At 41.4% G+C, this 25889-nt stretch carries 20 protein-coding genes; 8 read left to right on the plus strand and 12 right to left on the minus strand.

Translation table 11 applies throughout. The annotated features are described in order from the left end of the window. Positions 1–536: 536 nt before the first annotated feature. The 3 genes from RS893_RS28330 to RS893_RS28340 all read right to left on the minus strand — a co-directional run bounded on the left by RS893_RS28330 (position 537) and on the right by RS893_RS28340 (position 4762). A complete protein-coding gene (locus tag RS893_RS28330; protein WP_315788903.1) occupies positions 537–2426 on the minus strand; it encodes an ABC transporter ATP-binding protein in 1890 nt (629 codons plus the stop codon). 162 nt (positions 2427–2588) lie between these two features. After that, entirely contained in the window at positions 2589–3134 is a 546-nt protein-coding gene (locus RS893_RS28335) for a single-stranded DNA-binding protein (protein ID WP_315788904.1), read from the minus strand. Between the two features lie 371 nt (positions 3135–3505). Continuing rightward, on the minus strand, positions 3506–4762 hold the full coding sequence (locus tag RS893_RS28340; RefSeq protein ID WP_315788905.1) for an FAD-dependent oxidoreductase: 1257 nt from the start codon (positions 4760–4762) through the stop codon (positions 3506–3508). A 299-nt stretch (positions 4763–5061) separates the two neighbouring features. On the opposite strand from RS893_RS28340, the gene RS893_RS28345 reads away from it, so the two are divergent. Then, positions 5062–6366, plus strand: a complete 1305-nt coding sequence (locus RS893_RS28345; RefSeq protein WP_315792126.1) for an ABC transporter ATP-binding protein — start codon at positions 5062–5064, stop codon at positions 6364–6366. Between the two features lie 100 nt (positions 6367–6466). Here RS893_RS28345 and cysS read toward each other — a convergent pair whose 3' ends face one another. After that, positions 6467–7909, minus strand: coding sequence for a cysteine--tRNA ligase (gene cysS / locus RS893_RS28350; RefSeq protein ID WP_315788906.1), 1443 nt, complete (start codon positions 7907–7909; stop codon positions 6467–6469). A gap of 134 nt (positions 7910–8043) precedes the next feature. Between cysS and RS893_RS28355 the strand changes: the two genes are divergently transcribed. After that, the gene (locus tag RS893_RS28355; RefSeq protein ID WP_315788907.1) at positions 8044–9189 is read left to right on the plus strand and encodes a GTP-binding protein; all 1146 of its coding nucleotides are present in this window, start codon (positions 8044–8046) and stop codon (positions 9187–9189) included. A 193-nt stretch (positions 9190–9382) separates the two neighbouring features. Here RS893_RS28355 and RS893_RS28360 read toward each other — a convergent pair whose 3' ends face one another. Beyond that, positions 9383–10213 (minus strand): Rpn family recombination-promoting nuclease/putative transposase, encoded by an 831-nt coding sequence (locus RS893_RS28360; RefSeq protein ID WP_315788908.1) that lies wholly within the window; start codon positions 10211–10213, stop codon positions 9383–9385. 66 nt (positions 10214–10279) lie between these two features. Here RS893_RS28360 and dtd point away from each other — a divergent pair, with 66 nt between their 5' ends. The 3 genes from dtd (at position 10280) to RS893_RS28375 (ending at position 11786) form a co-directional block, all read left to right on the plus strand. Continuing rightward, a complete protein-coding gene (gene dtd, locus RS893_RS28365) occupies positions 10280–10732 on the plus strand; it encodes a D-aminoacyl-tRNA deacylase (protein ID WP_315788909.1) in 453 nt (150 codons plus the stop codon). 104 nt (positions 10733–10836) lie between these two features. Next, positions 10837–11172: a photosystem II reaction center protein Psb28 gene (psb28, locus tag RS893_RS28370; protein WP_315788910.1), complete on the plus strand. Its 336-nt coding sequence runs from the start codon at positions 10837–10839 to the stop codon at positions 11170–11172. 110 nt (positions 11173–11282) lie between these two features. Continuing rightward, positions 11283–11786, plus strand: coding sequence for a MogA/MoaB family molybdenum cofactor biosynthesis protein (locus RS893_RS28375; RefSeq protein WP_315788911.1), 504 nt, complete (start codon positions 11283–11285; stop codon positions 11784–11786). Between the two features lie 56 nt (positions 11787–11842). Here the strand turns inward: RS893_RS28375 and RS893_RS28380 are convergent, their stop codons facing one another. Continuing rightward, on the minus strand, positions 11843–13141 hold the full coding sequence (locus tag RS893_RS28380) for an adenylate/guanylate cyclase domain-containing protein (protein WP_315788912.1): 1299 nt from the start codon (positions 13139–13141) through the stop codon (positions 11843–11845). 131 nt (positions 13142–13272) lie between these two features. Here RS893_RS28380 and RS893_RS28385 point away from each other — a divergent pair, with 131 nt between their 5' ends. Then, positions 13273–14835, plus strand: a complete 1563-nt coding sequence (locus tag RS893_RS28385) for a DEAD/DEAH box helicase (protein WP_315788913.1) — start codon at positions 13273–13275, stop codon at positions 14833–14835. Between the two features lie 176 nt (positions 14836–15011). On the opposite strand, the gene RS893_RS28390 is transcribed toward RS893_RS28385, so the two are convergent. The 6 genes from RS893_RS28390 to RS893_RS28415 all read right to left on the minus strand — a co-directional run bounded on the left by RS893_RS28390 (position 15012) and on the right by RS893_RS28415 (position 22737). Next, complete coding sequence (locus RS893_RS28390; RefSeq protein ID WP_315788914.1) at positions 15012–17207, minus strand: caspase family protein; 2196 nt, start codon at positions 17205–17207, stop codon at positions 15012–15014. 113 nt (positions 17208–17320) lie between these two features. Continuing rightward, the gene (gene sat, locus RS893_RS28395; RefSeq protein ID WP_315792127.1) at positions 17321–18493 is read right to left on the minus strand and encodes a sulfate adenylyltransferase; all 1173 of its coding nucleotides are present in this window, start codon (positions 18491–18493) and stop codon (positions 17321–17323) included. 437 nt (positions 18494–18930) lie between these two features. Next, the gene (gene alr / locus RS893_RS28400) at positions 18931–20049 is read right to left on the minus strand and encodes an alanine racemase (protein ID WP_315788915.1); all 1119 of its coding nucleotides are present in this window, start codon (positions 20047–20049) and stop codon (positions 18931–18933) included. 298 nt (positions 20050–20347) lie between these two features. Further along, on the minus strand, positions 20348–21235 hold the full coding sequence (locus RS893_RS28405) for a hypothetical protein (protein ID WP_315788916.1): 888 nt from the start codon (positions 21233–21235) through the stop codon (positions 20348–20350). Between the two features lie 95 nt (positions 21236–21330). Further along, the gene (locus RS893_RS28410) at positions 21331–21843 is read right to left on the minus strand and encodes a hypothetical protein (protein WP_315788917.1); all 513 of its coding nucleotides are present in this window, start codon (positions 21841–21843) and stop codon (positions 21331–21333) included. A gap of 246 nt (positions 21844–22089) precedes the next feature. Then, entirely contained in the window at positions 22090–22737 is a 648-nt protein-coding gene (locus RS893_RS28415) for a class I SAM-dependent methyltransferase (RefSeq protein WP_315788918.1), read from the minus strand. A gap of 307 nt (positions 22738–23044) precedes the next feature. On the opposite strand from RS893_RS28415, the gene RS893_RS28420 reads away from it, so the two are divergent. Further along, on the plus strand, positions 23045–24805 hold the full coding sequence (locus RS893_RS28420) for a glycosyltransferase family 39 protein (RefSeq protein ID WP_315788919.1): 1761 nt from the start codon (positions 23045–23047) through the stop codon (positions 24803–24805). 79 nt (positions 24806–24884) lie between these two features. After that, positions 24885–25576 (plus strand): IS1 family transposase gene (locus tag RS893_RS28425; protein WP_315784082.1). Its coding sequence is split into 2 segments (ribosomal slippage): positions 24885–25209 and positions 25209–25576, totalling 693 coding nucleotides; the frame shifts between segments, so codons are not numbered across the junction. The last annotated feature ends 313 nt before the right edge of the window (positions 25577–25889 follow it).

The following is a 25889-nucleotide window of genomic DNA, read 5'->3' on the forward strand; positions in this document are numbered from 1 at the left end:
TCAAGTTCGCATGATTACTTATAATTCCCGTTTAACCTCACCCCCATCCCCTCTCCTTGGCAAGGAGAGGGGTGCCGAAGGCGGGGTGAAGTTTTTCATTTTAAGTGATTAACTGAAATCGATATTATACCAATTTGAAAAAAGAATGCGACAGATGAATTCTGTAGAGACGCGATTTATCGCGTCTCATATTCTGAATGTGTCGCCAACATTTTTTGAATAGGTATTAGAACTCGTAGTTGATACCGAGTTGCATTCTATAGATATTACCTCACCCCGGCTACGCCACCCCTCTGGTGAACTCGCAACAGAGGGGATGGGGGGGTTCCCTGTGGGGATAAGGGGCAGGGGGTGAGGTTTTTAAACACAACTGGGTATGAGAAGTTGAAACTCGCGCTTGATAAATTGAAAATTGCGGCTGTAGGGTGTGTTAGGCGCATTTTTTGAGATGATTGTTAACAAAAAACATTATCAAAACACCTAACGCACCGCTACATAACATGGTGCGTCAGGCTAAAGCCGTGACACACCCTACTTTACATTGCCCGCAACTGGCGATTTTGGACGCGATCGCGACTACCAGTAGGAATCGAAGCAATTAAATTTTGGGTATATTCTTGTTTGGGTTCGCGATAAATTTCTTCTGCGATGCCTTGTTCGACAATTTCACCAGCATTCATAACTAAAATGCGATCGCTCATAAATTTCACCACGCTCAAGTCGTGAGAAATAAAGATGTAAGTTAAACCAAACTCATCTTGTAATTCTTTAAGCAAATTCAGCACCTGCGCCTGCACTGATACATCCAACGCCGAAACCGATTCATCGCAAATAATAAATTTAGGATTCAAGGCTAAAGAACGAGCAATACAAATCCTTTGGCGTTGACCACCGGAAAACTGATGCGGATAGCGCTTCATAGCATCAGCGCTTAATCCAACTCGTTCTAACAAATAAGCAGCACGTTTTTGTCTTTCTTGCTTTGTACTACCAATGGAGTGAATCAGCAAGGGTTCCATGATCGTGTCCTCTACCTTCATGCGGGGATCAAGGGAACTAAACGGGTTTTGAAAAACTATTTGCATTTCCCGTCGCAATTTTTGCAACGCTTCTCCTTTGAGAGTTGTGATATCTCGTCCCTCAAAGATAATTTGACCACTCATCGGTTCAATTAAGCGTAACAGAGTTCTACCTAAGGTAGTTTTGCCGCAACCAGATTCACCTACTAATCCTAAAGTTTCCCCTTTTTTGACATCAAAGGAAACCCTATTAACTGCGACGTAGTAACGTTTTGTACCACCAAATATGCCTTTGATCGGAAAACCAACCTTAAGATCCTTAACTTTGAGTAGAGGTGGTTCGCTTTCTAAATCTGCTAATCTTTGTGCTATTTCTTCAGGCGTGACATCTGGCGGTTCTGTGGGTTCTTTTCCTTGAATAATTAGTTGTCCCGTCGTTGGTATTTCCTCGACATTCATGTAGTCGGAAACAGTTAATAGCTTGTGGGGACGGCGGTTAAGTTTAGGACGACAAGCCACCAAGCCTTTTGTATAAGGATGTTGAGGATTCGCAAAAATTTTGGTGGCATCGTCGAATTCAACAATTTTACCTCTGTACATGACCACGACTTTATCGGCTACTTCGGCAATTAAGCCTAAGTCGTGGCTGATAAATATCAAGGCCATGTCGCGACTGGCTTGTAATTCTCGCAGCAAATCAATAATAGTTGCTTGCACCGTCACATCTAAGGCGGTGGTTGGTTCATCAGCAATTAATACCAAGGGGTTGCAAGAAATTGCCATCGCAATCATCACCCGTTGCAATTGACCCCCGGAAAGTTGATGAGGATAACGTTCTAGGATGGCTTCTTTGTGTTGCTTAATTAACTTGAGCAGTTTTTGTTCGTCTAAGTTGAATGAAGCAAAGGATGAGTGTTGCCAACTGTCAATATAATGCTGTCGGATCTCCTCATCACTTTGGAGCAATTTTACTTCTTGCAACCGTGCGATCGCTTGGTGTTTGGCTTCTGCTTCTGAAATATTTTGATGTCGTAAAATTGCTTCTGTCAGTTGAAATCCGATAGTATACACAGGGTTAAGCGAACTCATCGGTTCTTGAAAAATCATGGCGATGTCGCCACCCCGGTGCAGTTGCATTTCCTTTGGAGACAACTCTACCAAATTGATGGGTTGACTATTTTCATTGCCACGAAACCAAATTTCTCCGCCTGCTATCCTACCCGGAGACTGCAACAAACCCATTACAGCTAGAGATGTGACTGATTTACCACTCCCCGACTCTCCTACTATGCCTAGAGTTTCACCTCGATGCAATTGAAAAGAAATTCCATCTACAGCTTTGATGAGTTTGCTATCACCAGCAAATTCTACCTGTAAGTCGCGAACATCTAGGACTATTTCTTTCATAGGAAGTCAGGGTTAAACGGGAATTGAAAATAAACAGGATTTTATCAGTTAGAGACGCGATGTTCCTCGCGTCTGTACAGTTATCAGTTATTGGTACATCGATTCTGGGACTTACACCTTTTCCCTCACTGTTTACTGATCACTGATAACTGTCCACTGGATTTAAAATGGGATGTCATCAACGTCTGGTTCTGGGTTAGGTACTACCGGAGGATAGGAACTACGCTCAGGTTTTGAGGTTTGGGGAACAGGTTCTGAGTAATTATTTTGGGAAGCGACACCAATATTACTTTTTGCTGAAGTTGGTGTCGAAAGTGGTGGTTCGTAACTAGAAACAGCTTTTTGAGGAGTGGAAGCTGGTGCTGATGCTGGTGCTGTCGTCACTGAAGACCCACCCATGTTTAAATTTGCAACTAAAGGATAAATCTTTTGTACTGTCAACTCAGCACGTTTTTCTTTAAAACCTTCTGGACGATCAATAGTATGCATTCCTAAACGTCCTTCTAAAAGTATGCGATCGCCAACGTGGTAGTGCTGCTGAATTTCTTTAGCCATATTGCCCCAGCCTACTACTTTTATATTTGCTGCTGGTTCACCTTCTCGCAACCCAGAAAACTGCACCAGCATCTCTGTCACTTCCAATCCATCTGGTGTAAAACGCAGTTCTGGTTCTTTAACAATTTCCGCCATTAAAATACAGCTGTTCATCAAAATTCTCCTGAGTTGAAAATAGGGTCGGGGATTGGGGAAAGGGTAAGAAAGAATATTAAATAATGTTTGTTTGGTTTATCACGCTAATGTCTAAATTAAAAATATTGTTAATGATAATTAATGACCAATGACCAATGACAAATGACCATTGACCATTGACCATTGACCATTGACAACCAAGACGAATTAACTTTATTGATGGTGAATAATTAAATTCCATAATTTACACTCTTGGCTTTGAGACTGTTTTAGCATAAAAGCCAAGGAAGTATTACGAACAGTATCAAACCACTATTCGGAAACTGTACTTGGCTGCGATTAAGTATTTAATTCTACAATAACTTAGTACTAATGTACCATAACTGTCTTCAAGTTTTGACATGAGCAGGAAAAACACCGTAGGCTACTAACCTTGCTGGTAATTCACGCAACCAAGGCAAGCGTAACCAACTAGGTAGCTGTATCAACTGATTTGAGTTGAGAACACGGGCAAATATCCGCTGTTGTATAAATGACTGAAATGCTTGGATAACGCGGGTTGGGAATTCTCTTTGACGCTGAACTTTGGCGAGTTCGTGCAATTCTACATGTCCTTGCTTGAGTGGTTGACTCAGGACATTTGCACTCACAACAGCATCTTGAATTGCATAATTGATCCCAACTCCACCGACAGGAGACATAACATGGGCAGCGTCACCAATTAGCAGTAGTCCTGGACGATACCAACGGACTAGGCGACTGGATTCTACTGAAAGGAAAGCAATCTGTTGCCAATCTTGTAGGTGTTGAACGCGCTCTTGTAATTCAGGTGCTACTTCTACAATAGACTTTTTCAAAGCTTCGATTCCAGCAGCACGAATTTCCTGATATCCTCCCTTGGGAATCACGTAGGCAACTTGCCATAGATCACCGCGATCGAGCATAGCAATAATATGACCACGACCGATGCGTCCCATTCCCCCTTCAGAATCTCCTGATTGCTTAGGTAGGCGGAACCACAATACATCCATCGGTGGTGAAGTTTGGATAGATTCAAAACCACCCAGTTGACGCAAACGTGAGTGACGTCCGTCTGCACCCACCGTCAAAATTGCCCGCACTTCATGCCAACCACCATGCCCACGATAACGCACACCCCGAACTACCCCATCTTCTTCAATCAACTCCTGTACATTCGCACCCATAATTAACTGAAAATTTGGATACTTTTGGGCTTCAGTAGTAATAAACTCCAAAAATCTCGCTTGTGGAAGCATCGTAATGTAGGGATAACGGGTTTTCAGGTGACTGAAATCAGCTAAAGTAACACTCGCTTGTGGAGTCCGAACCCTGATTTGGCGCATTTTAGCGTGAGGAAGTTGCAGCAACTTTTCAGCCAAGCCCAGTTCCTCCATAATTTCCATCACCGATGGGTGAATGGTGTCTCCCCGAAAGTCGCGGTCAAAATCTTTGTGTGCTTCCAATAAAATTACGGAAATATCTTGACGCGCTAACATTAGGGCAAGAACAGCACCTGCTGGGCCTCCACCGACAATGCAACAATTTGTAGTTTGTACGTCTAAAATGTCATGGGTAGGAGTCGGCATCTCTTGAAGAGAAGGATTTGAGGTAAGATGAGAAGCCATAACAAAATTCCCCAATGTGCTTTCTTTCAAGGTAATCCCAATGAAAAAATTTCACCACTAAGCATGAAAAAACCTCACCCCTGCCCCTCTCCTTAACAAGGAGAGGGGTGTCCGATAGGACGGGGTGAGGTGACTTTCTAGGTAGTGTGGCTGTTATAGTAAAAGCTATTTTTTTAACTTTTCGTAGCCACTGCAAACGTGTATCATGAGCCCTGAAGCCTAAATATGCTTTGTCATTTGTTGAAAGTTATTAACGAATGACAAATGACCATTGACCATTGACCATTGTTGAAAAACTCGTGGCCCAAGTAATTTTAGAAAACGTTTATAAAAGTTTTCCTCCTCGTCGAGGAGAAAGTGTTACTTCTAAAACCCAGCTGGTGTTGAACTCTGGGGACAAGAATAAAGCAACTGCCTCTAAAGGTGCAGATAGTGTAAATGTCTTGCGGCGAATTAACCTGACTGTGGCAGATGGTGAATTTATGGTGCTGGTGGGGCCTTCTGGTTGTGGTAAAAGCACCTTGCTACGGTTAATTGCTGGTTTGGAAGTCATGACTGGAGGCAATATTTGGGTAGGCGATCGCTTAGTTAACGATCTTCCGCCTAAGGAACGAGATATTGCGATGGTGTTTCAAAATTACGCCCTCTATCCCCATATGTCGGTGTATGACAATATTGCTTTTGGATTGCGACGCCGTTGTTTGGAAGTAGGGGAAGTAGGGACAGAAGGAGTTTCCCAATGGGCAGAAAAGATGTTAGTGGGAATGACACGAAATTTACCCAAGGGACTACGTTATATTTCTGAGAAAGAACGCTCAGTAAATGAACAGGTAAAATACGTTGCCCAGTTATTACAAATTGAAGGACTGTTAAATCGTTTACCCAAACAATTATCCGGGGGACAAAGACAACGGGTAGCTTTAGGAAGGGCGATCGCGCGCAACCCGCAAGTGTTTCTCATGGATGAACCGCTTTCTAACCTCGATGCTAAACTGCGCGCCGAAACCCGGGCCCAAATTGTCAAACTGCAACGCCAGTTAGGAACAACGACAATTTACGTTACCCACGATCAAACAGAAGCGATGACAATGGGCGATCGCATTACAATTCTCAATCAAGGTCAAATTCAACAAGTTGCCCAGCCGTTGGAACTTTATAATCGTCCTGCCAACCTTTTTGTAGCTGAATTTATTGGTTCACCACCAATGAATTTTATGCCGATGCAATTTCATGCCCCTTTATTAATTACCAACGGCGATTTTCGCCTTACTTTACCAGAACTTTGGGGCAATGCCTTACAAAAATACGATGGACGCACTGTAATATTAGGCATTCGTCCAGAACATTTAATTTTAAGTGTCCCAGCTACCAGAAATCTTCCTGTACAAGTCGAATTGGTAGAAAACCTCGGCAATGATAGTTATTTATCTACAAAAATTATCGATTCTAGTTTCCAACAACCTGTAACTTCTTCTGGTAATTCTTTGCAAGTGCGAGTACCTCCAGATAGGCTGGTACATGTGGGCGAACAGCTATGGTTATCCCTGACACCAGAAAAACTCCACTTTTTTGATCCAGAAACAGAATTGGCGATTTTTCCTTGACTCTCCATAGGGGAAGTCAAGGGCTAGTAATTAGTGGTTAGTAGTTAGTAATTGGTTTGTTTTCCTTGTCCCCCTTGTCTTCCTTGTCTTGTCCTCCCAATCAACCCCTATGCCAGCGCGTACCTTCACGGCTATCTATTAAAGTAATGCCTTGAGTTTGTAATTCATCACGGATACGGTCTGCTTCGGCAAAATTCTTCGCTTTTCTTGCTTCTTGCCGTTTTTGAATTAACTCCTCGATTTCTGCTTCAGAAATACCACTACTGCCAATTGTTTCTTCTGTAACTTTAGCTTCTAAACCCAAAACCCCAGCTAAAGTAACCAGAGTCTGCCATTGTCTAGCTAATTCTTGTGGTGGTGTTTCGGTTTTGCCTTCATGTACCAAAAGATTACCCTCTCGACGTAGTTCCTTGGCAAGTTCAAATAGTACTGCTAGGCTACCAGAGAAGTTAAAATCATCATCTCCTGATTCTTCAAACCTGTTGATGATTTCTTTATCTAAATTATTACCGTCATTGCCAAACCCAAGTTTTTGACCGTGTTCGTAGCCAAAGAGTAAACCTTCTTTGAGGGTTTTCCAACTACTTTCAGCAGTAGCGATCGCTTCATCGGTAAAATCAAGAGGTTTGCGATAGTGTGCCTGCAAGACAAAGTAACGCACTGCCATTGGATCAACGGGGCGATCTAATAATTCTCGAATGGTAGTAAAGTTGCCCAGAGACTTGGACATTTTCTTACCATCTACCATTACCATGCCGTTGTGCATCCAGTAGTGTGCCAGGGGCTTGTTGATGGCGGCTTCTGATTGGGCTATTTCATTTTCATGGTGAGGGAAGATTAAATCACCACCGCCGCCATGAATATCAATTGTTTCACCTAATCGCGATCGAATCATCGCTGAACATTCAATATGCCACCCTGGACGACCTTTACCCCAAGGTGAGTCCCAAGCAGGTTCTCCTGGTTTAGCGGCTTTCCATAAAGCAAAATCGAAGGGGTGCTGTTTTTTGCCTTCTTGATATTCTGCATCTACTCTCCCGCTAGCACCAGCTTGCATTTGTTCTAGTTCTCGCCCAGATAGCTTGCCATATGTGGGGAAACGCTCAACTCTGTAGTAGACATCACCATTAGCCGCATAGGCATAATCTTTTGCCATTAAGGCTTTAATCATCTCATGGATTTCCGGAATATGTTCCGTTGCACGGGGATATTCATCCGCATCCATGACATTTAAACGACGGATATCTTCAAAATAAGCATCGATAAAACGATATGATACCGCTTCCATCGTTGTACCTTGTTCCCTAGCACGGTTGAGAATCTTATCGTCAATATCGGTAAAATTCTGGATGTAGTGGACTTGATAACCGCGCCATTGCAGATAACGACGTATAGTATCCCAAACTATGTAGGAACGAGCATGACCCAAATGGCAATAGTCATACACCGTCACGCCGCAGCAATACATCTTAACTTTTCCAGGCTCAATTGTTTCCAAAGGTTCTTGGCGACGAGTGAGGGTATTGTAAACAGTTAGGGTCATAACACAGTAATACTGAATTGAGATACGCAATAATAGGTTAAAGCAACTGGGACGTTGATTCAGCATCCCTATGCTAGTGTTTTATTGACTCTCTACGCTACATTCTTTAGTTTGACTCATTTGATGGCAGTGTTATGCAAGCAGCTACTTCTGAATCTCATTCAATGGATGCCCCAAAACAAGGATTACCAGTCACAATTATTACTGGTTTTCTTGGCAGTGGAAAAACAACTTTACTCAATCATATCTTGAGCAATCAGCAAGGTTTAAAAACTGCTGTTTTAGTAAATGAATTCGGTGAGATTGGCATCGATAACGAGTTAATTATCTCCACTGACGATGATAATAATATGGTGGAGTTAAGTAATGGTTGTATATGTTGCACCATTAATAATGATTTGGTCGATGCCGTTTACAAAGTTTTGGAACGTCAAGAAAATATAGATTATTTAGTTGTAGAAACAACTGGACTAGCAGATCCACTACCAGTTGCCTTAACATTTCTGGGCACGGAATTACGAGATTTAACTCGTCTCGATTCGATTATCACTGTTGTCGATGCAGCAAATTACAGCCTAGATTTATTTAATTCTCAAGCAGCTTACAGTCAGATTGCCTATGGTGATGTGATTTTGTTGAATAAGACAGATTTAGTTTCTGAAGCAGAATTAGAAACCCTAGAAGCAAAAATTCGAGAGGTTAAGGAAGGTGCGAGAATTATTCGTACCAAGAACGCACAAGTACCACTACCTTTAATTCTCAGTGTTGGTCTGTTTGAAACAGATAAGTATTTTGACGCTGTTGAAGCGCATGATCACGACCACCACGACCATGATCATGACCACTCAGAATGTGGGCACGACCATCACGATCATGATCATGACCACTCAGAATCTGGTCACGACCACCACGACCACGATCATCATCATCATCACCATCACCATCATTCCAATCATCTGGAAAATGATGGCTTTACCTCAATCTCTTTTGAGAGTGACAAACCTTTTGCAATCAGAAAATTTCAGTATTTCTTAGATAACCAACTTCCCGATACTATTTTCCGCGCAAAAGGTATTATGTGGTTTGATGAAAGTCCCAAGCGACACATTTTTCACCTTTGTGGTAAACGCTTTACCTTAGATGATGATGAGTGGAAAGGCGAAAAGAAAAATCAATTAGTACTAATTGGTCAAAATTTAGACCATGATAAATTGCGAGAACAATTAGAAAACTGTTTATGTATTCCTTCTACGACTCGTGGTAAAGGATTCGGGAAATAGTCATTTGTCATGAGAATAGCTAAGGACTAATGACCAACGAAAGGCAGAGGGTAGAGAGAAAGCCACCACCAGTGCAGTGGACTCTTTCCCCAGCATAAAGGACCCCTGCATTGGAGGGTTTCCCCCAACCCCACTATCGTGGGCCTCCTGCCTTCTTAACAAGTACCTTGAGGTGAGGGAATAATTAGTTTTTTTATTCTTGTGAGTTTTCAGACTCTGAAATCTCCAACTGTTGCAACTGTTCTACTGATAAACCTGTCAACTTTGCTACCATTTCTCTTGACATTCCCTCTTTGAAAAGGTTGATAGCAACCCGTCGAATACCTTCTTGAATACCTTCAGCCCGACCTTCAGCCCGACCTTCAGCCCGACCTATAGCCCGACCTTCAGCCCGACCTTCATCAATTAAAGCTTGATAAGTTACTGACTCTTGCATAAGTTCTTTTCGCAGCAACTGTTGAATTGTGTCTTTATTTAATACTAGCCCAGCTAGGATGAACGTTGATGCTGCAATATTACTTTGTGTACGTTGATCTTTAATATTAGAAATTATTTGAGCGACTTGTCTAAGTGTTTCAGTGCGGTCATTAGTCTGACTCAAGACTGCAAACGGTAATAAACCTGGATATTGCAAGAACACACTGGTTGGTTGCTCCCATAAGCGAATGATATCAAACTCGTGATGAGTTCTTTCTAGAGTAAATGTATTTTGTTGTACCAGATCAGAAGTCGTCTTTTGTAGGTAAATCACAACTTGATTCATGCGTTTGTGAGGAAAACGCCGATACACACGCAGTCGATAATCTGCCATCCGAAATGGAATTTCGGTTTTGGGTTGAGTTTGAAATTCCAAATGAAGTATAACTTGATCGGATTGGAGTAATATTAGTGCATCGGCACGAATCGGCTCAACAGAGAGTTCAGAGGGACTTAACTCGGTGAGGGTAACTGGTTCTCCTAATAGCCAACTGGCAAAATCACTTGAGAAGGTTTCAGCAAGGAATTTACACAGATTATCGAACATGAAGAAGTATTAAGTGAAATAAAAAATAATACAGTATACATAACACTTAAGACTTCACTTTAAATAATGCGTGTTGTGATTCAGCGAGTTAAATCATCTCAAGTCATAGTTAATGGTGAAATTATCGGCAAAATTGGACGAGGACTGAATTTGCTTGTGGGTATTGCTGATAGTGATACTGATGCTGAACTTGACTGGATGGTACGTAAATGTTTGGAAGTGCGATTGTTCCCTGACCAAGAAGGCGGAGATAGATGGCAAAAATCTGTACAAGAGATCCGTGGTGAGTTGCTAGTAGTTAGTCAGTTCACGCTTTACGGTGACTGTCGCAAAGGTCGACGACCGTCATTTGATCGTTCAGCAGCCCCTCAAACAGCTGAAGATTTATATAATCGCTTTGTTGCCAAGTTACGGGAGAGTGGTTTGAATGTAGAAACTGGTAAATTTGGAGCAATGATGCAAGTTACTATTGAAAATGATGGGCCTGTGACCTTAATACTAGATAAAGAAAGTATATAAGTGTTTACACATAGGCAATCTATCTCATCATTATCTAGGCTTATTTGTACTAAAAGATGAGAGAATATTAATTTAAGCATCACAAAACTTTAAAATCACTCATCATGGCAAAAATCCAGTTTTCTAAAGGTATTGACGAAGAAGTAATTCCAGAAGTACGCTTGACGCGATCGCGCACTGGTGAAAGTGGTACTGCAACGTTTATTTTTCAAAATCCCAAAGCATTAGATAGTACCAATACCGAAGACATCACCGGTATGTACATGATTGACGAAGAAGGGGAAATTGTCACCCGCGAGGTCAAAGGTAGATTTGTCAACGGTAAACCAGAAGCCTTGGAAGCTGTTTATTTAATGAAATCTAAAGAACAATGGGATCGCTTTATGCGGTTTATGCAAAGATATGCAGAAGAAAATGACTTGGGATTTAATAAATCTTAAAAATTCATTGGTCATTGGCTAAGGAATTTTGTTGATGGTTGATAGTTGGTAGGTGTTTGCTCAAACAACCAATCACAACCAACAACCAACGAACACCAAACAACAAATAAATGACTAATATTCCTCATTCAGATTCTCAAATGTTGACGGTAACTTGTGCTGTAGTTACCGTTAGCGATACACGTTCCCAATCCACAGATAAAAGTGGTCAGTTAATTCAACAATTACTCCGAGATGTTAACCATATAGTCGGGGTATACACGATTGTTAAAGATGAACCAACTCAAATCCAAGAACAGTTAGAACTGCTGGGTAAAAATTCCAATTTAGATGCTGTAATTTTCACTGGTGGCACGGGTATCGCTGCAAGAGATACTACCTATGATGCCATAGAAAAGTTGTTAGAAAAGACTTTGCCTGGATTTGGTGAATTGTTTCGCTTTTTAAGTTATCAGGAAATTGGTTCCCGAGCGATCGCTTCTCGCGCTGTTGCTGGTGTTTATCAAAGTAAATTAATTTTTTCTCTTCCTGGTTCTAGCAATGCGGTGCAATTAGCGATGGAAAAACTAATTTTGCCAGAACTTTCCCATTTAGTTAGCTTGTTACGTCAATAGGAGCAAAAAATTTTTCTGAAACCTTCTTTCTGCGTTCTGCCTTGCCCGAAGGGCTATTAATTAGCGATCGCACTTTTGAGTAAATAAGTCATCATTTCTCCCTTACCTTTAATCTTAATCAATCCTCGTTTTTCCAATACAAATTTCTCTTTTAAACATTGATGAGAAGCTTCGCAAACTTGAATGCAGCCAGCTAAACCGTGTGATTCCATTCTACTAGCAGTATTGACAGTATCTCCCCATAGATCATAAGCAAATTTTTTTAATCCAATTACTCCTGCAACTACAGGGTCTGTGCTAATACCAATACGAATACAAAATGATAAGTTTCTTTCTTGATTAAACTTATTAATCGCCTTTTGCATATCTAACGCCATATAAGCAATCGCTTGTGCATGATCGCTGCGGGGAATTGGTAAACCAGCTACAGCCATGTAAGCATCGCCAATGGTCTTAATTTTTTCTATTTGGTGATGTTCGGCTAATTTGTCGAAGATAGTAAAAATTTCATTTAACAATTCCACTAATCTTTGGGGAGGTATATTACTAGAAAGTTCTGTAAAGCCTACAAGATCAGCAAATAAAACCGATACTTCATGAAAGCTATCAGCAATAGTTGTATGCTGATGTTTGAGCTTTTCTGCTATCATTTCTGGTAAAATATTTAGTAATAATCTTTCTGACTTTTCTTGAGCTAATTCTAATTCTTTACGAGTGTTATATTCATTTTTACGTAATTTTTCATATAAATAAACAGAAAAATTACAAATAATACAAGTCCAAAACAAATATATGCCTTGTTCTACATAATAAGTAAATGGATATTTTAAAGTAGAATTATAGAAAAAATATAAAACAAGATAGCATGTAATAGTCCCAATTTGAGAGATTAAATGTAAATGCCAGAGAACAGGAACCATTGTTGCCTGGGTGAGAAACATAAGAATCAAAATACCTATTCTTGGCTCCACAAAATTAAAAAACAAAGCTGTAGCAATTTGGGCAATGCAAGTTACAGACCAACAAAGAGTCAAAAAGATAATTTGAGGATAACGACGACCAAAATTATTTTGACAGAGAAACCAACAAGCTCCAATCATTAACTCGACAACCAGACCAATCTTAAAAGCAGATATTTTCCCTGCTGCTTGTACATTCACCCATAAAAAAAAGGCGATTACTGTTAGTCCAACAATTAACATAATCTGTGCTTGTAATCGTAGTCGGTCAAGCATCATTTTCTGTCTTTGTGTGGTGTAAGAGTCGAAAATACTAGCAGGATTTTGCCAGTGAGACATCACTTGTTTCAGGAATATATCAAGTTGCTCTTTATCTGTGTCTGTCGGTTTAATCATGCACGTTTTCAGTTATTTTTGTTAAGGGAATAAGTTTAGTAAGTAAATTTTTTTGGTAGTTGGTTTTGGTAGTTGCTGGAAACAAGCAACAAACAACAAATAACAAATGACTATTTGAGAGAACGCTAAAAATGGCTCGTACCCCCACATTAACTTTTGATCGTGGCACATTAATTTTGCATCCACCACCGCGTGGCAAAGCTTGGACAGATTACGCTGTATGGGATGATAGAGTTGAAAAGTTCCGCATTCCGGCGAGCAAATATCGTGCTTTGGTGGAAGCACTGCAAGCGGAAGATACCTATTTTGTTGATGAGGCGAAGGGTTTTACTTCTCTAGAATTGCTTTCTAGTTTGGAAATGGAACCTTACCCCCACCAGAGTGAGGCGTTAACGGCTTGGAAGTTGGCGGGAAGACAAGGTGTAGTGGTACTACCTACTGCCGCCGGAAAAACTTATTTGGCGCAGATGGCAATGGAAGCGACGCCGCGCAGTACGCTAATTGTTGTGCCGACGTTGGATTTAATGCATCAGTGGTATGCACATTTGGTATCAGCGTTTCCGGATGGGGAGGTGGGGTTACTGGGGGGTGGTTCGCGGGATAAAACAGCGATACTGGTTGCAACTTACGACAGTGCCGCGATTCATGCTGAAAGTTTGGGAAATCAGTACGGCTTGTTGATTTTTGATGAGTGTCATCATTTACCAACAGATTTTAATCGGGTAATTGCAGAGTATGCGATCGCACCCTATCGTTTAGGATTATCGGCGACACCCGAACGCAGCGATGGGAAACATACTGATTTGAATATATTGATTGGCCCAGAAGTATATCGCAAAAGGGCTGAAGATTTGGCAGGGAAGGCGTTAGCAGAACATGAAATTGTCCAAATTAAAGTCAAGCTATCCCAGCATGAACGGGAAAAATACAACGAGTTGATTCAAATCCGTAATGATTTCTTACAGCAAGCGAAAATTTCTTTGGGGAGTATCCAGGGTTGGCAAAAGTTTGTACAGATGAGTGCGCGATCGCAAGCCGGACGTAGAGCAATGTTAGCCCATCGCCAAGCCAAAGAAATTGCTGTTGGTACAGATGGAAAGTTAAGAATTTTAGCAAATTTATTAGCGAAGCATTACCCGGAGCGAGTTTTAATTTTTACTGCTGATAATGCTACGGTTTATCGGATTTCTCAAGAGTTTTTAATTCCAGCAATTACTCATCAAACCCCTGTGAAGGAACGCCATGAGGTTTTAACAAAGTTTCGGGAGGGGGAGTATAAGACTGTTGTTGCTTCCCATGTGTTGAATGAGGGGGTAGATGTGCCGGCGGCGAGTGTAGCGATTATTTTATCGGGTACGGGTTCGGCCAGAGAATATATTCAGAGATTGGGAAGGGTGTTAAGGAAGGGTAAGGATAATCATAAGCAGGCGATTTTATATGAGGTGGTGGCGCAAGATACGGCGGAAGAGGGAACTTCGGCGAGGAGAAGAGGGGTGAGAAATGTAGACGCGCAAGTGGCTTCCCGCAGGGTACCGCCACAACGCCAAGATCGCCAAGAGAAGGAGAACAGAAGAGGGAATTTACAGGTTGTTTATGGTACTGGTGAGGAAAAAAGTTATCGTGCTGCTGAGCAGTTAGAGATTAAGTATACAGTTGAGAATAAGAAGTCGAAAAAAGAAGATGATTTGGAGTAGGTATTCGTTTGAGTTGAAAGCAGTGTATTTTATAAAGAATTGGTATTGATGTATTTTGCCTCTACGCTCAAGAATGAAGAAACGAATCGTAAAGAACACAAAGAGCGCAAAGGTAAGAAACTCTAAAGGGTTTTTGCTTTATCCCGTGAATAATTGAAAAATTGGGATGCTCACTATTAAACCACCTGAAACAGAAAACCTAAACTTGCCCAGTTATTTACATCCAATACATAGGAGTCAGTAGGTATAGTATTAGGATCGGCTGTTGTGGTACTAGCATTGTGTAAGTCTTGCAGAAGGGCATGGGCAACTTCTAGAGGGTTTAATATTGGGAGAATACGTTGTTGATCGGCCCGTGGGTGTTTGGCAGCTGCCAAGGCGTTGAGGGTTTGGGTAAATGGAGCTGTGCTAAAAATTAATTGGGTTTCACTAATGGCAGGTGGTCCTTGGATTACCCACTCAAAACCAGATGTGGTTTGTGGTATTGTCAGGGTTTCGCCGGGAGTAATGGTAATATCACTCAGCTGTGGTTCTGGGGACTCATCGGTTTGTGTGACTTTTTGCCAGGGGTAAAGAGCGATCGCATTCTTAGCGCTATTTAGTCCCAAAAGTATAGAGTAGATTGGGCTGTTGCCCATGTTTTGCACGCGATACTGTACCCGACTCCCAATAGATATAGTCGGGGTGTGTCCTGGTTCAGGATTAGCTAATTTCTTGTTAGTAGTTTCTGGTTGATCAGTTCGTAGTGTTTCGCGGTGCATGACTGCACGAGGTGCAATTCCACTAATTATTTCTAGAGTTGCTTTCACCTTCAATCGGGAAGAACCTTCGTTATCTGTGAGTCGCCACAATTTTGCTGACAGAAGGGTTTGTAGTTTGGGACTTAACCTCTGTACTGCGACTTTGACTGCTTCTCCTGCTTCGCCAAAGGTATTGGGAACTCTCTCGCTGCTAGAAGAAAATAAGCCATAGCGACTGGGAGAGACTATTAATGAGGTGGAAGCAATTAAGTCTTTGTTTTTGGTGTCTGGACGTTTACCAAATACATAGTCGGCTGGTTGTTCTCCTGCAACTACACTTGTCACATGATCGACTGTAGCAAAGGCGCTGGTAGCATCTACCCGTTCAATTCTTTCTAGTTCTCCATCTAAAGCAACTATTAAGTTGATGTTTCGGGGTAAGACTCGCACTGCTTCTTGAACAAGTTGCCCGACTTGGGGAGATGTTTTATCCTCAGTAGAGGAAATCTGCGTTTTTGCTGTCAAGCCACTACGCGATCGCACGATTAATTCTGTAGTTACACCTGTTTGACTCACCAGATGCAACCGAGAATTCACACCGTAGTGTTCCAGTACATGGGGTGGAATTCCTGCTAACCATACTTGTACTGTTTTGCCATCTTCTTCGGTTGCTGTTATTACTCCCTCTGCACCAGGATTATTTAGGAAAAAGTTCTCGTTGAGTTGGACTCGCTGCTGATTTTTTTTACCGATCAACAAGCCTGGTTGCTGTCTACTACCTAACTGCTGCATTGCACTCTCTACCCGGGAGCTAAACACGGGAATTGTGATTGTTGGTGTTGTTTCCCAGAGATATTGTGTCAAGGTGTAGGTAAATAATCCGGCACTAAAACCAGAATATTGGATTTCCCGTGCTAGTTGGTTGGGAGCGGAGGTTGCAGACAGTATGACTCCTGGCTGTTCTGTAGAGGCTTTTTGTTGGAGTTGTTTTTGAAAATCGAGTTCTGCATCTACTAAAATCGCTTCTTGTGGCGTTTGGCGGGCGCGAACTCGCAAAGGCGCTGTCAAAATGCTAGTAGGTGCATAGTAACTGGTGTCTAATACTGCTGTAACTCGATCTGTAGGAAGCGATCGCAACATCAACAGTAGGGTTTCTTCTAATAAATAGTTGACAATTTTTGGAACTTGTGATTTTGCTTCAATTCCATCTACGGGAACAAGAGCATTTTGTATCGCTTCTGGTGTGTTCCCCAAGCGGACACGACTACCATAGCCGCTAAAGTGGAATACAACTAGATCACCGGGTTTTGCTTGTCTAATCAAATGCTCTAAAAAAGCAGCTTCAATAAATTCTCTACTGGCTTGTTCATCAGTCAGAGACAAAATATCTGACGCTTGGAAACCACAACGATGGATTAAAACCTCTTTTTGCAGTTCCACATCTACCAGACAACCATTCAGTGCTGGACTTTCAGAATATTGGTTGATACCTACCAATAACGCCAGTTTACGCGGACTGGGTTGCGCTAATGCCTGCTGATAACGAGTTCCAAATTGGAACCACTCAGCTTCTGCGACACCCAACGCCGCGAGTATGGAGCCAAACCGTTGCAAAAACGTCCGCCGCTTCATAATTGCTATCAGCCCTTAGTCCACCAGCTTATTAAGCTTATCGGGCAGAGGGCTGTAGTGTAAAGTTTTGGAGCAGTTATCAGTTATCAGTTATCAATGAAAACTGTTCACTGTTAAACACTCACTTTCATCGCCCGTGCTAGTTCTGCTGCTACCTCTGGGCGGGAAAATTCTGGTGGAGGTAACTCGCCTCGACGCAGCATTTCCCGTACTTTTGTACCCGATAGGTGAACGCGTTCCTCTGGTTTGCTGGGACTGGTTTTAGTCGTCGCCATCTGCTTAGTACGGGTGCAGTAGAAGGCGTGTTCAAACATCATTGGCGTGATGCCAATTTCCTCTGGTGTAAACTCATCAAATATGTATTGGGCGTCATAGGTTCCGTAGTAATCACCAACGCCTGCATGATCCCGCCCAACGATAAAGTGAGTACAGCCATAATTTTTGCGGATTAAGGCATGGAAAATCGCTTCACGAGGCCCAGCGTAACGCATTGCCGAAGGATTGATTGCTAGAATTACCCGATCTTGGGGATAGTAGTTTTCTAGCAAAATTTCATAGCAACGCATCCGCACATCGGCAGGGATATCATCATCTTTTGTTGCCCCTACCAAGGGATGCAAAAATAGACCATCTACGGTTTCTAGCGCACACTTTTGGATATATTCATGGGCGCGGTGGATGGGATTACGAGTTTGGAAACCAACAACGGTTTTCCAGCCTTTTTGCTTAAATAATTGCCGGGACTCGGCAGGATCGATTTGGTAGGTGGGGAAGTAGGGATGGGGATCGCGTTCTAATAACCAAATATCACCTGCAAGGTTCACAGGCCCTTGATTGTAGACTACTTGTACACCGGGATGTTTTTCATCATCGGTGCGGTAGACATTGATTGCTTCTCGCTTTTTGTCATAGCGATATTTTTGGCTGAGTTCCAAAACCCCGATGAATCTGCCTTCAGGGTTATCCAGACGCACCAAACCGCCTTCGGTAAGGGAAGCCGCAACTTCTTCGCTGACTGAAAGTGTAATGGGAATTGACCACACAGTACCGTTCGCCAAGCGCATTTCGGCGACAACGCGATCATAGTCTTGCTGGTTCATAAAACCAGTTAGAGGACTAAAACCACCGATCGCAATCATTTCTAGATCAGAAACTGCTCTTTGATCGAGTTGCACGCGCGGCAGAAACTCAGCCTTAGAAATAAATACTTCTTTTTGTTCTGGTGTAGCAATGCGATTAACCAACTGCCCACCATGAGCAGGAATGCCTTCTGGATAGTAACTCAACTTCGCCCCTTGTTTGCCTAAATACACTTTTTTTAAGCTATGTTAATAATTTACCAAACTGCAAGTATGTATAAAACAAAGTTTATAAGAGTAGTCGAAAGTAAAAATAAAGATTTCATCAAGCCCGTGGAATTACGTAAATTATCTTATGTTTCAAACTTGAAGATCACGGGCAACTGCCCACAATGAGGGGATGAAAAGTCTAACGTAAACGCGCTCATAGGCTTCCGTAAGGTATACCGATACCCACCGATGGATTATGAGTTTGCTGTTAAGTTGGTCGCTAATGTTGATCGCTATTTTCAAGACAGCTAATCACGGGGAATTTCCACAACCAAGTATAAAATTTCTTACCCCATCTGCCCTCTGCCTTCTGAATCTATAATAAAAGCACGGCTGCTTGCCGTGCCATGATGGGAAAAAGCACATCACCTGAATCAATATAAGTAACTTACCTGGTTCATAAAACCAGCCATCAGGTTGATTTCTGTATGTACACTCTGAAACTTATCTGCTAATTCTTCAAAGGTAATCTCCTCGTTACCTTGACTACCAACCAAAACTACCTCGTCACCCCATTTTACTTCTTTTGGTAGATCAGTAACATCTACTGTTGTAATATTTAGCGAAACTCTTCCCACGACTGGACAACGCTGACCCTGTATTAAGACAATACCTTTATTAAATAGCGATCGCGGATAACCTTCACCAAAACCCACAGGTAAAGATGCAATTAAACTATCGCGTTGGGTAGTATATAAACTGCCATAACCAATAGTTCTGCCTGCTGGTATTTTCCTTACCTGCGCTACCCTGGTTTTGACTGACATAACAGGTTTTAGTTCTAAAGGATTTTCAAAGTCCCGTGAAGTGCGTACCCCATAACAGGCAGCGCCAACCCTTACCAAGCTATTACATTTAGGAGTCAAGCGCACTGTTGCAGCACTATTGTGAGTATGACTTAATACATTATCGGGCAAGTAATCATGAAGAGCAGTACGAACATGATAAAAATCTTCCATCTGCTTTTGTGTAAACGCCAGAACTTTACCATCAGCACTGGCGAAGTGAGTCATAATGCCAACAATAGATAAACCCGGCAATGTACAAACTTTCTTTAATTCTTCAATCTGAGATGAAAAGAAACCACTTCTACCCATCCCCGTATCAATATTGATATGCACAGGAATTTTTTTGTTGTGCTTCACCCCTGCATCAGATAAATACTCTGCTGCTTCTATTGTTCCCACCTGTTCTTCAATATTCAGGCGGCGTATCGACTCTTCTAATTCCTCTGGTAGCGCCATGCGTAAACGCAGGAGTTTGACATCCAAACCCAAATCACGGATAGTTGTTGCCTCCGGATTTGTGCAAATACCAATGTAATCTGTTCCTGCCACAACTGCCGTTGTTGCTAACTGCCTCAAACCATGTCCGTAGGCATTTGCCTTCATCACTACGCACAACTTTGCAGGTGCAACAAAATCTCGGATGTAGCGAATATTATCTTTAAAGTTTCTGGCGGAAACTGTGACTTCAATATGATGCTGATTCATTGGGGTTGTATGTTTAACTTCCTCAAAGGTTGACTGCTAGGAAGTTAGTAGTTAGTAGTTAGTGGTTAGTAGTTGTTTGTTAACCACTAACTACTAACCATTAGCTACTAACAGCCACCACGAAAAATACGTTTATATATGCCAACCTAGCGAGTCGCGTCAATTATTATCGAATACAACCCCTGAATTTCCAGTTTAATTAACTACTTTTTGGCGAGAATTTTTTCTTAGGAATTATTCTTTGAATAAGGATAATTAGTAATAGAATTGATTACTAATTACCCATTAAGTTATCCAACTAAATTTCTGCTACAGCCCGTTCAATCAAACGGCGTGCAAGGGTTTGTGTGCCTGTATGTTCGTAGTAATTTGTTGCTACATCTAGAAACGCTCCTAAATAATCTAATTTGTCATCAGTTATTTCAACAAAATTTTGCAAGTTATGAACAACCTTTTGGGGCGTCAAATTATTGGCAGTAACTAAATTACTCATCCAACCTTGAACCGACTGAAAACTTTCGCCAATAAAATTCAGTTTGCTGGCAGAGTTTTGACCTGGAATTGCCTCTTGCATATTTTGGAAAGTTGTGTTTTGTTCCAACTCTTGGGGATTGGTTTGACTAATTGTAGATAAGGCTTTGCTGATAAAGTCCGGGCCTAGAGGTATCAAACCATCAACACAAACCAAAGCCACCATGCGAATCAGTGACTCACCGCTATACTCACCCAAGGACGCCACAAAGTCACCAATACTATCGCCGGGAATACCGTTGATGCTACAAAAAGCTACCAACTCAGCAACTAATTTCAAACACAAATCAATAGTTTGAGCTTTATCTGCTTTGGGAGTAACAGAGTTGAGAAACCCAAACAAAGGAATTTTCTCTCCTACCTTATTAGCCAAAGCTGCTGCACCCAGGGCTTTATCTGTGCGATCAACAGTTTGATATAACCACATAGCCCTTTGGTAGCCTTGGGAACGATCATTGTAAAGATAAATTGCTCGTTCGCCAATTGCTTGAATCAAGCTTTCATCAGTCTCGCCAGTCACAGTTTTAATCGTGTTGACAAAACCGACAATATTTTGCCACTCACCAGGGGCGACAAAATCCAGCGAATTTAACATCGAAACAGTCAAGTTATTAGTTGGTAGTTCGTCTACCAACTCAAAAATGGGTTTACTCACAAAAATCTCCTTATTTTGTCATTAGTCATTAGTCGTTGGTCATTGGTCACTGGTCATTAGCAAATGACAAAGGACAAATGACGAAGGACAATTTCTTATTTCAGTTTTGCCAGACCATTCAGGTCAAATTTTTTTAGCCAGATTTCGCGATCGCTAGCTGTAAATGATGGTGAACGAGAAAGTACTTTTACCTGGTAGCGATTGTTGACGAGTATGGCAGTTTGAGTCTTGCCAATTTCTACTGCTGGATAACCAGCAATTTGCTTAGTGCTGCTGGCAAATTTTGCTGCTGCTGTCGGTGTACTTTTAGTATCAGAAATAGCCAGCATCGCTAATTCTTGACCACCTTTTTTTAACTTAGCTTCAGCAAAACCTTTTTTCTCTTGAGTATATACACGCTCATACCCATTTCCAGCAGGGGGAAAAAACTTGTTAAATTCGCTACCCTGAGTTGCTTGTTTGGCAACAGCTTGACCAGTTTTTTGACGGCTACTTTCTTGTTGTACCTGGTCAAAGCGTCCAGGTTGTTTGGGAGTACAGGCTGTAGTCAGTAACAATACTGACAGTAACACAACAGCTAAAATTCTGCGGACACGAGGAAAATTCATGTTTGACTCTCCTTGATGCTAAACTTTCAAGGCAATTATCACGGTTTCTACGTGCTTTTAACAGAAAATTTACTTTTTGATCAGACTTTGTGACACAAGGGTGTGAGGGTGTAAGGGTATAGGGGTGTAGGGGTGTAGGAGGAAATTGAGGTGTGGATCATCCGATTTTGGATTTTGGTCATTAGTCATTAGTCAATGGTCATTTCATTATTTACTCTCCCCCACACTCCTCACACCCTTACACCCTTAATTCTGGCGTTTAGCGATCGCTGCATAAAAGGGATCTCCTCCCGCAGCACCCAACCATTGAAGAAAAGCTGGTATATTTGATTGCCGGGCAATCACTTCTGGGGTAGTAAATCCAGGTACAGAGGTAAAATAGCCTTTAACTAATTCAACTCTGGTTGCTTCTGATGCATCTCGCCATGCTTGGATAGCCTTTTGAAAAAACATGCGGTTAGAAAAGCTGATGATAGCAATTCCACCTGGTTTGAGGACGCGATAAATTTCGGAAAATACTGCTTCTGGATATTGCAAATATTGCACAGAGACACAATTGAGGACAGCATCAAAATTTTGATCTGGAAGTGGTAAACGGGGATTTTCGTTGAGATCCTGAACAAAATAATGATCTAAGCGGGGATTACGTGCTAATTCCTCAGCGTTGAGTCCGTGTCCTTCCACATGGGCAAACTGCATTTCTTCTGGTAAATGCGAAACCCAACTGCTCATCATATCTAAAATGCGTGTGTTGGGTTGCAGGCGATCGCGATATAAGTCGGTTAATTGTTTAATAAAACCTTCGTCTACATGAGTGACAAAGCGCGCAAAGGAATAAAATTGTTTGTCGTCGCCTGCGTCAAGTTTAGTACGTTGTTCTGGTCTGAGGAGCATAAAACTGAGATTATGAGAAGACTTACCCAAATAAGTCGGTGGGAATAAACATAACTATATTACGAAAAGTAAATACACCTAGAACCCTTACCAATGACCAATGACTTTGGACAAATGACGACCCCAACGAGTTAGCTTTATTTGTGCTGGCTTACTTAAATTTGTGTACCACCATACGTATATTAAAAACACTCTGAAAAATAGGCGAGTTAACTAAAGGATGAAGGGGAAAGGATGAAGGGGGAAGTATAAATTTTTTCATTATTTATATTTTTTGGCTAATATAACAACATTTGGTCTGAATTAAATGTTATTTCAACTACTACGTTGTTATCAGTTCATTTGGCAACATCTACATTATTGGGTAGGCTTTCCTTACGTAACTTTGTTATTTTGGATACTGCCGTTATTGTTATTTAATTCTGGGCATAGTAGCTTAATGGCCCATGACGAAGGACTTTATGCTTGGCGATCGCGTCAAATATTAGATTCTGGTGATTGGATCAATCCTTGGTCACAACCCCATCATAAAACTCCAGGTCCCTACTGGTTAATTGCTAGTTCTTATACCCTATTTGGTATCAGTGAGGCTAGTGTACGTCTGCCAAGTATGATTTTGGGCATACTGAGTGTCATCATTCTTTATGAAATTGGGAAAATTTTATTAGATAAAAAAATTGCTTGGCTAGCTAGTGCAATTTTAAGTGTGGAATTTCTGTGGTTGCAATACTGTCGTTTAGGCACGCCTGATGTGCCAATGATTTTTCTGATACTTTTGGCAATTTTAGCTTTATTAAAAGCAGAATCTAATCCTCAATATTGCTATTTTTATACTTTTCTGGTTGGTGTTTGTTTTGGTTTGGGTTTTTTTGTCAGAAGCTTTATGATTTTTTTGCCAATGATAGCTTTTTTTCCTTATCTGGTTTGGGAACATAGCCGTCATCGTCATCTCACAAACCCAATGTTGTATTTAGGATTTTTGCTGGGTTTAACTCCTACTTTTATTTGGCTTTGGTTAAATTTTTCGCACTACGGTAGTGATAGTGTTGAAGAATTATTGCGATTTGTATTTCGTTTAGGTTCTAAAGAACGTTCTGGAAATGGAATTTTATTTTATTTATGGAATCTCCCGATTAAAGCCTTTCCTTGGTTTTTCTTTGGTCTTTTGGGTTTATTTGTGGCTTGGCGTCGTCCTATTCCTCGCTATCATTTGATATTGGTTGGTTTACCATTAGTTTTATTTTTTGAACTTAGTCTTTTTTCTACTCGTTTACCTCACTACAGTCTTTCACTATATCCTTTTATAGCGTTGCTGGCGGCTGTCGGGCTGGATTGGCTGGGTAGTGTGGGTTTTGATGGGGAAACTTCCCGGTGGGAAGAGTTTAATTCTAAGTTCTCCCCATCTCCCCTACCCTACGGGAAGCCGAGTAAAGCGCACGGCAGATGCTTTATGCCGGGAAACCCGTCCACCGCACTGCCTCGTCTACACCCCATCACCCCATCACAGAAACCCCGATTTCAGAAACTTTTTTGCAATCTCAGCTATGGATTTGGTGTGTTAGCTATTTTATTGTTGTTGATGAGTATATTGGCTTTTATTTGGGGTAGTGCTGATATTCGTAAATATGCAACTGTTGGTTTGGCTCTAGGCTGTGGTTGGTTGATTTTACCTTTAGTTTGGATTGGTCGTTACCGCTTTGGTAAAAAGTTTTTGAATTCCAACTACTGGTTGACTGGTTGGTTAATTCCAGCTTGGTTAGCTTTGGCTGTTGCTGGTAGTAATGGCTTTTTGAGTGATTACAATCCACACATGAGAACTTTTTTAGCACAGCCTGCGATCGCTCATATTTTGCAGAATCATTCCATCCACTTTGTGAAAGTTGGGGGAAAAACAGGGGTGCTACTTGATTTTTACACTCCTCATCACGGAGAAGATGTACAGCAAATTTCAGAACTACCAGTTTATAGCTATGCTTGGATCTCTGCAAAACAAGCAACTAATTTATCTACACCTCATCGTGTTTTGGGTACTGTGCAACAATACCAATTGATTCAAGTCTTGCCCTAGAGGCTGGTAATAGGTAATTGGTAATGGGTAATTGGATTTGGCGTTGCATAATAGCGGTATGAATTGAGGTCAATTAATCATGGAATGTCCACGCTGTGGATCTTGTCATAACCGTAAGAATGGAAAGAAAAGAGGTAAACAGAATCACATTTGCTGTGATTGTGGTCGTCAATTCATTGATGTCTATAAACCACCCAGGGGCTACTCGGATGAAATCAAACAAGAATGCCTAAAAATGTACGTCAATGGTATGGGATTTCGTGGAATTGAAAGGGTGAAAAACGTTCATCATACTACCATTATTCATTGGGTTAAACGAGTGGGTACACAATTGGCGGATACACCAAATTCAAAGGAAATTCCGCAGGTGGGAGAACTAGATGAATTAGAAACATTTATTGGTTCAAAAAAAATAAAATCTGGTTGTGGACGGCGGTAAATCACTTTACTCAAGGTATTCTTGCTTGGGTTTTAGGTGATCGTAGTTCGACTACTTTCCAACAGTTATGGAACATTGTCCAGTGTTGGCAGAGTTATTTTTACGTCACAGATGGATACCCTGTTTACCCTTGTTTTGTTCCTGATGGTGACCAAATTGTGAGTAAGACCTACATGACACGAGTCGAAAATGAAAACACAAGGCTTAGACATTATTTGGCTCGTCTTCATCGTAAAACTTTATGTTATTCCAAAACCGAGGAAATGCTGAGATACTCTGTTCGATTGTTATTGCACTACCTCAAATATCGTTCTGTTCCCTTACCTGCCTAAAACATACCTTTATTCAGCAACGCCTTGGATTTTACTATTCCCCTTGCTTACCCCCTGTTCCCTGTTCCCTTTTAATCCCCAACCATGCGCTTGATAACTGTACCCTACGGGAAGCCTATGAGCGCGTCTACACTGTTTACTGTTCACTGATTTCAGTTAACTCTTATTTATTTAGTTATGGGATAATATTTGAGTAACTTGCTCAGGAAGCATCTCATATGTGCAAAAAATCCCTGGCGATTGAAAATCGCAGTTATACAGGCAAACTCCGCCTGGTATTGTTATATCAACTCGTGCAGGTGGGTTGAGTTTG

Origin of the sequence: Fischerella sp. JS2, from assembly GCF_032393985.1 — a bacterium.
In the GTDB taxonomy this organism is placed as follows: Bacteria; Cyanobacteriota; Cyanobacteriia; order Cyanobacteriales; family Nostocaceae; genus Fischerella.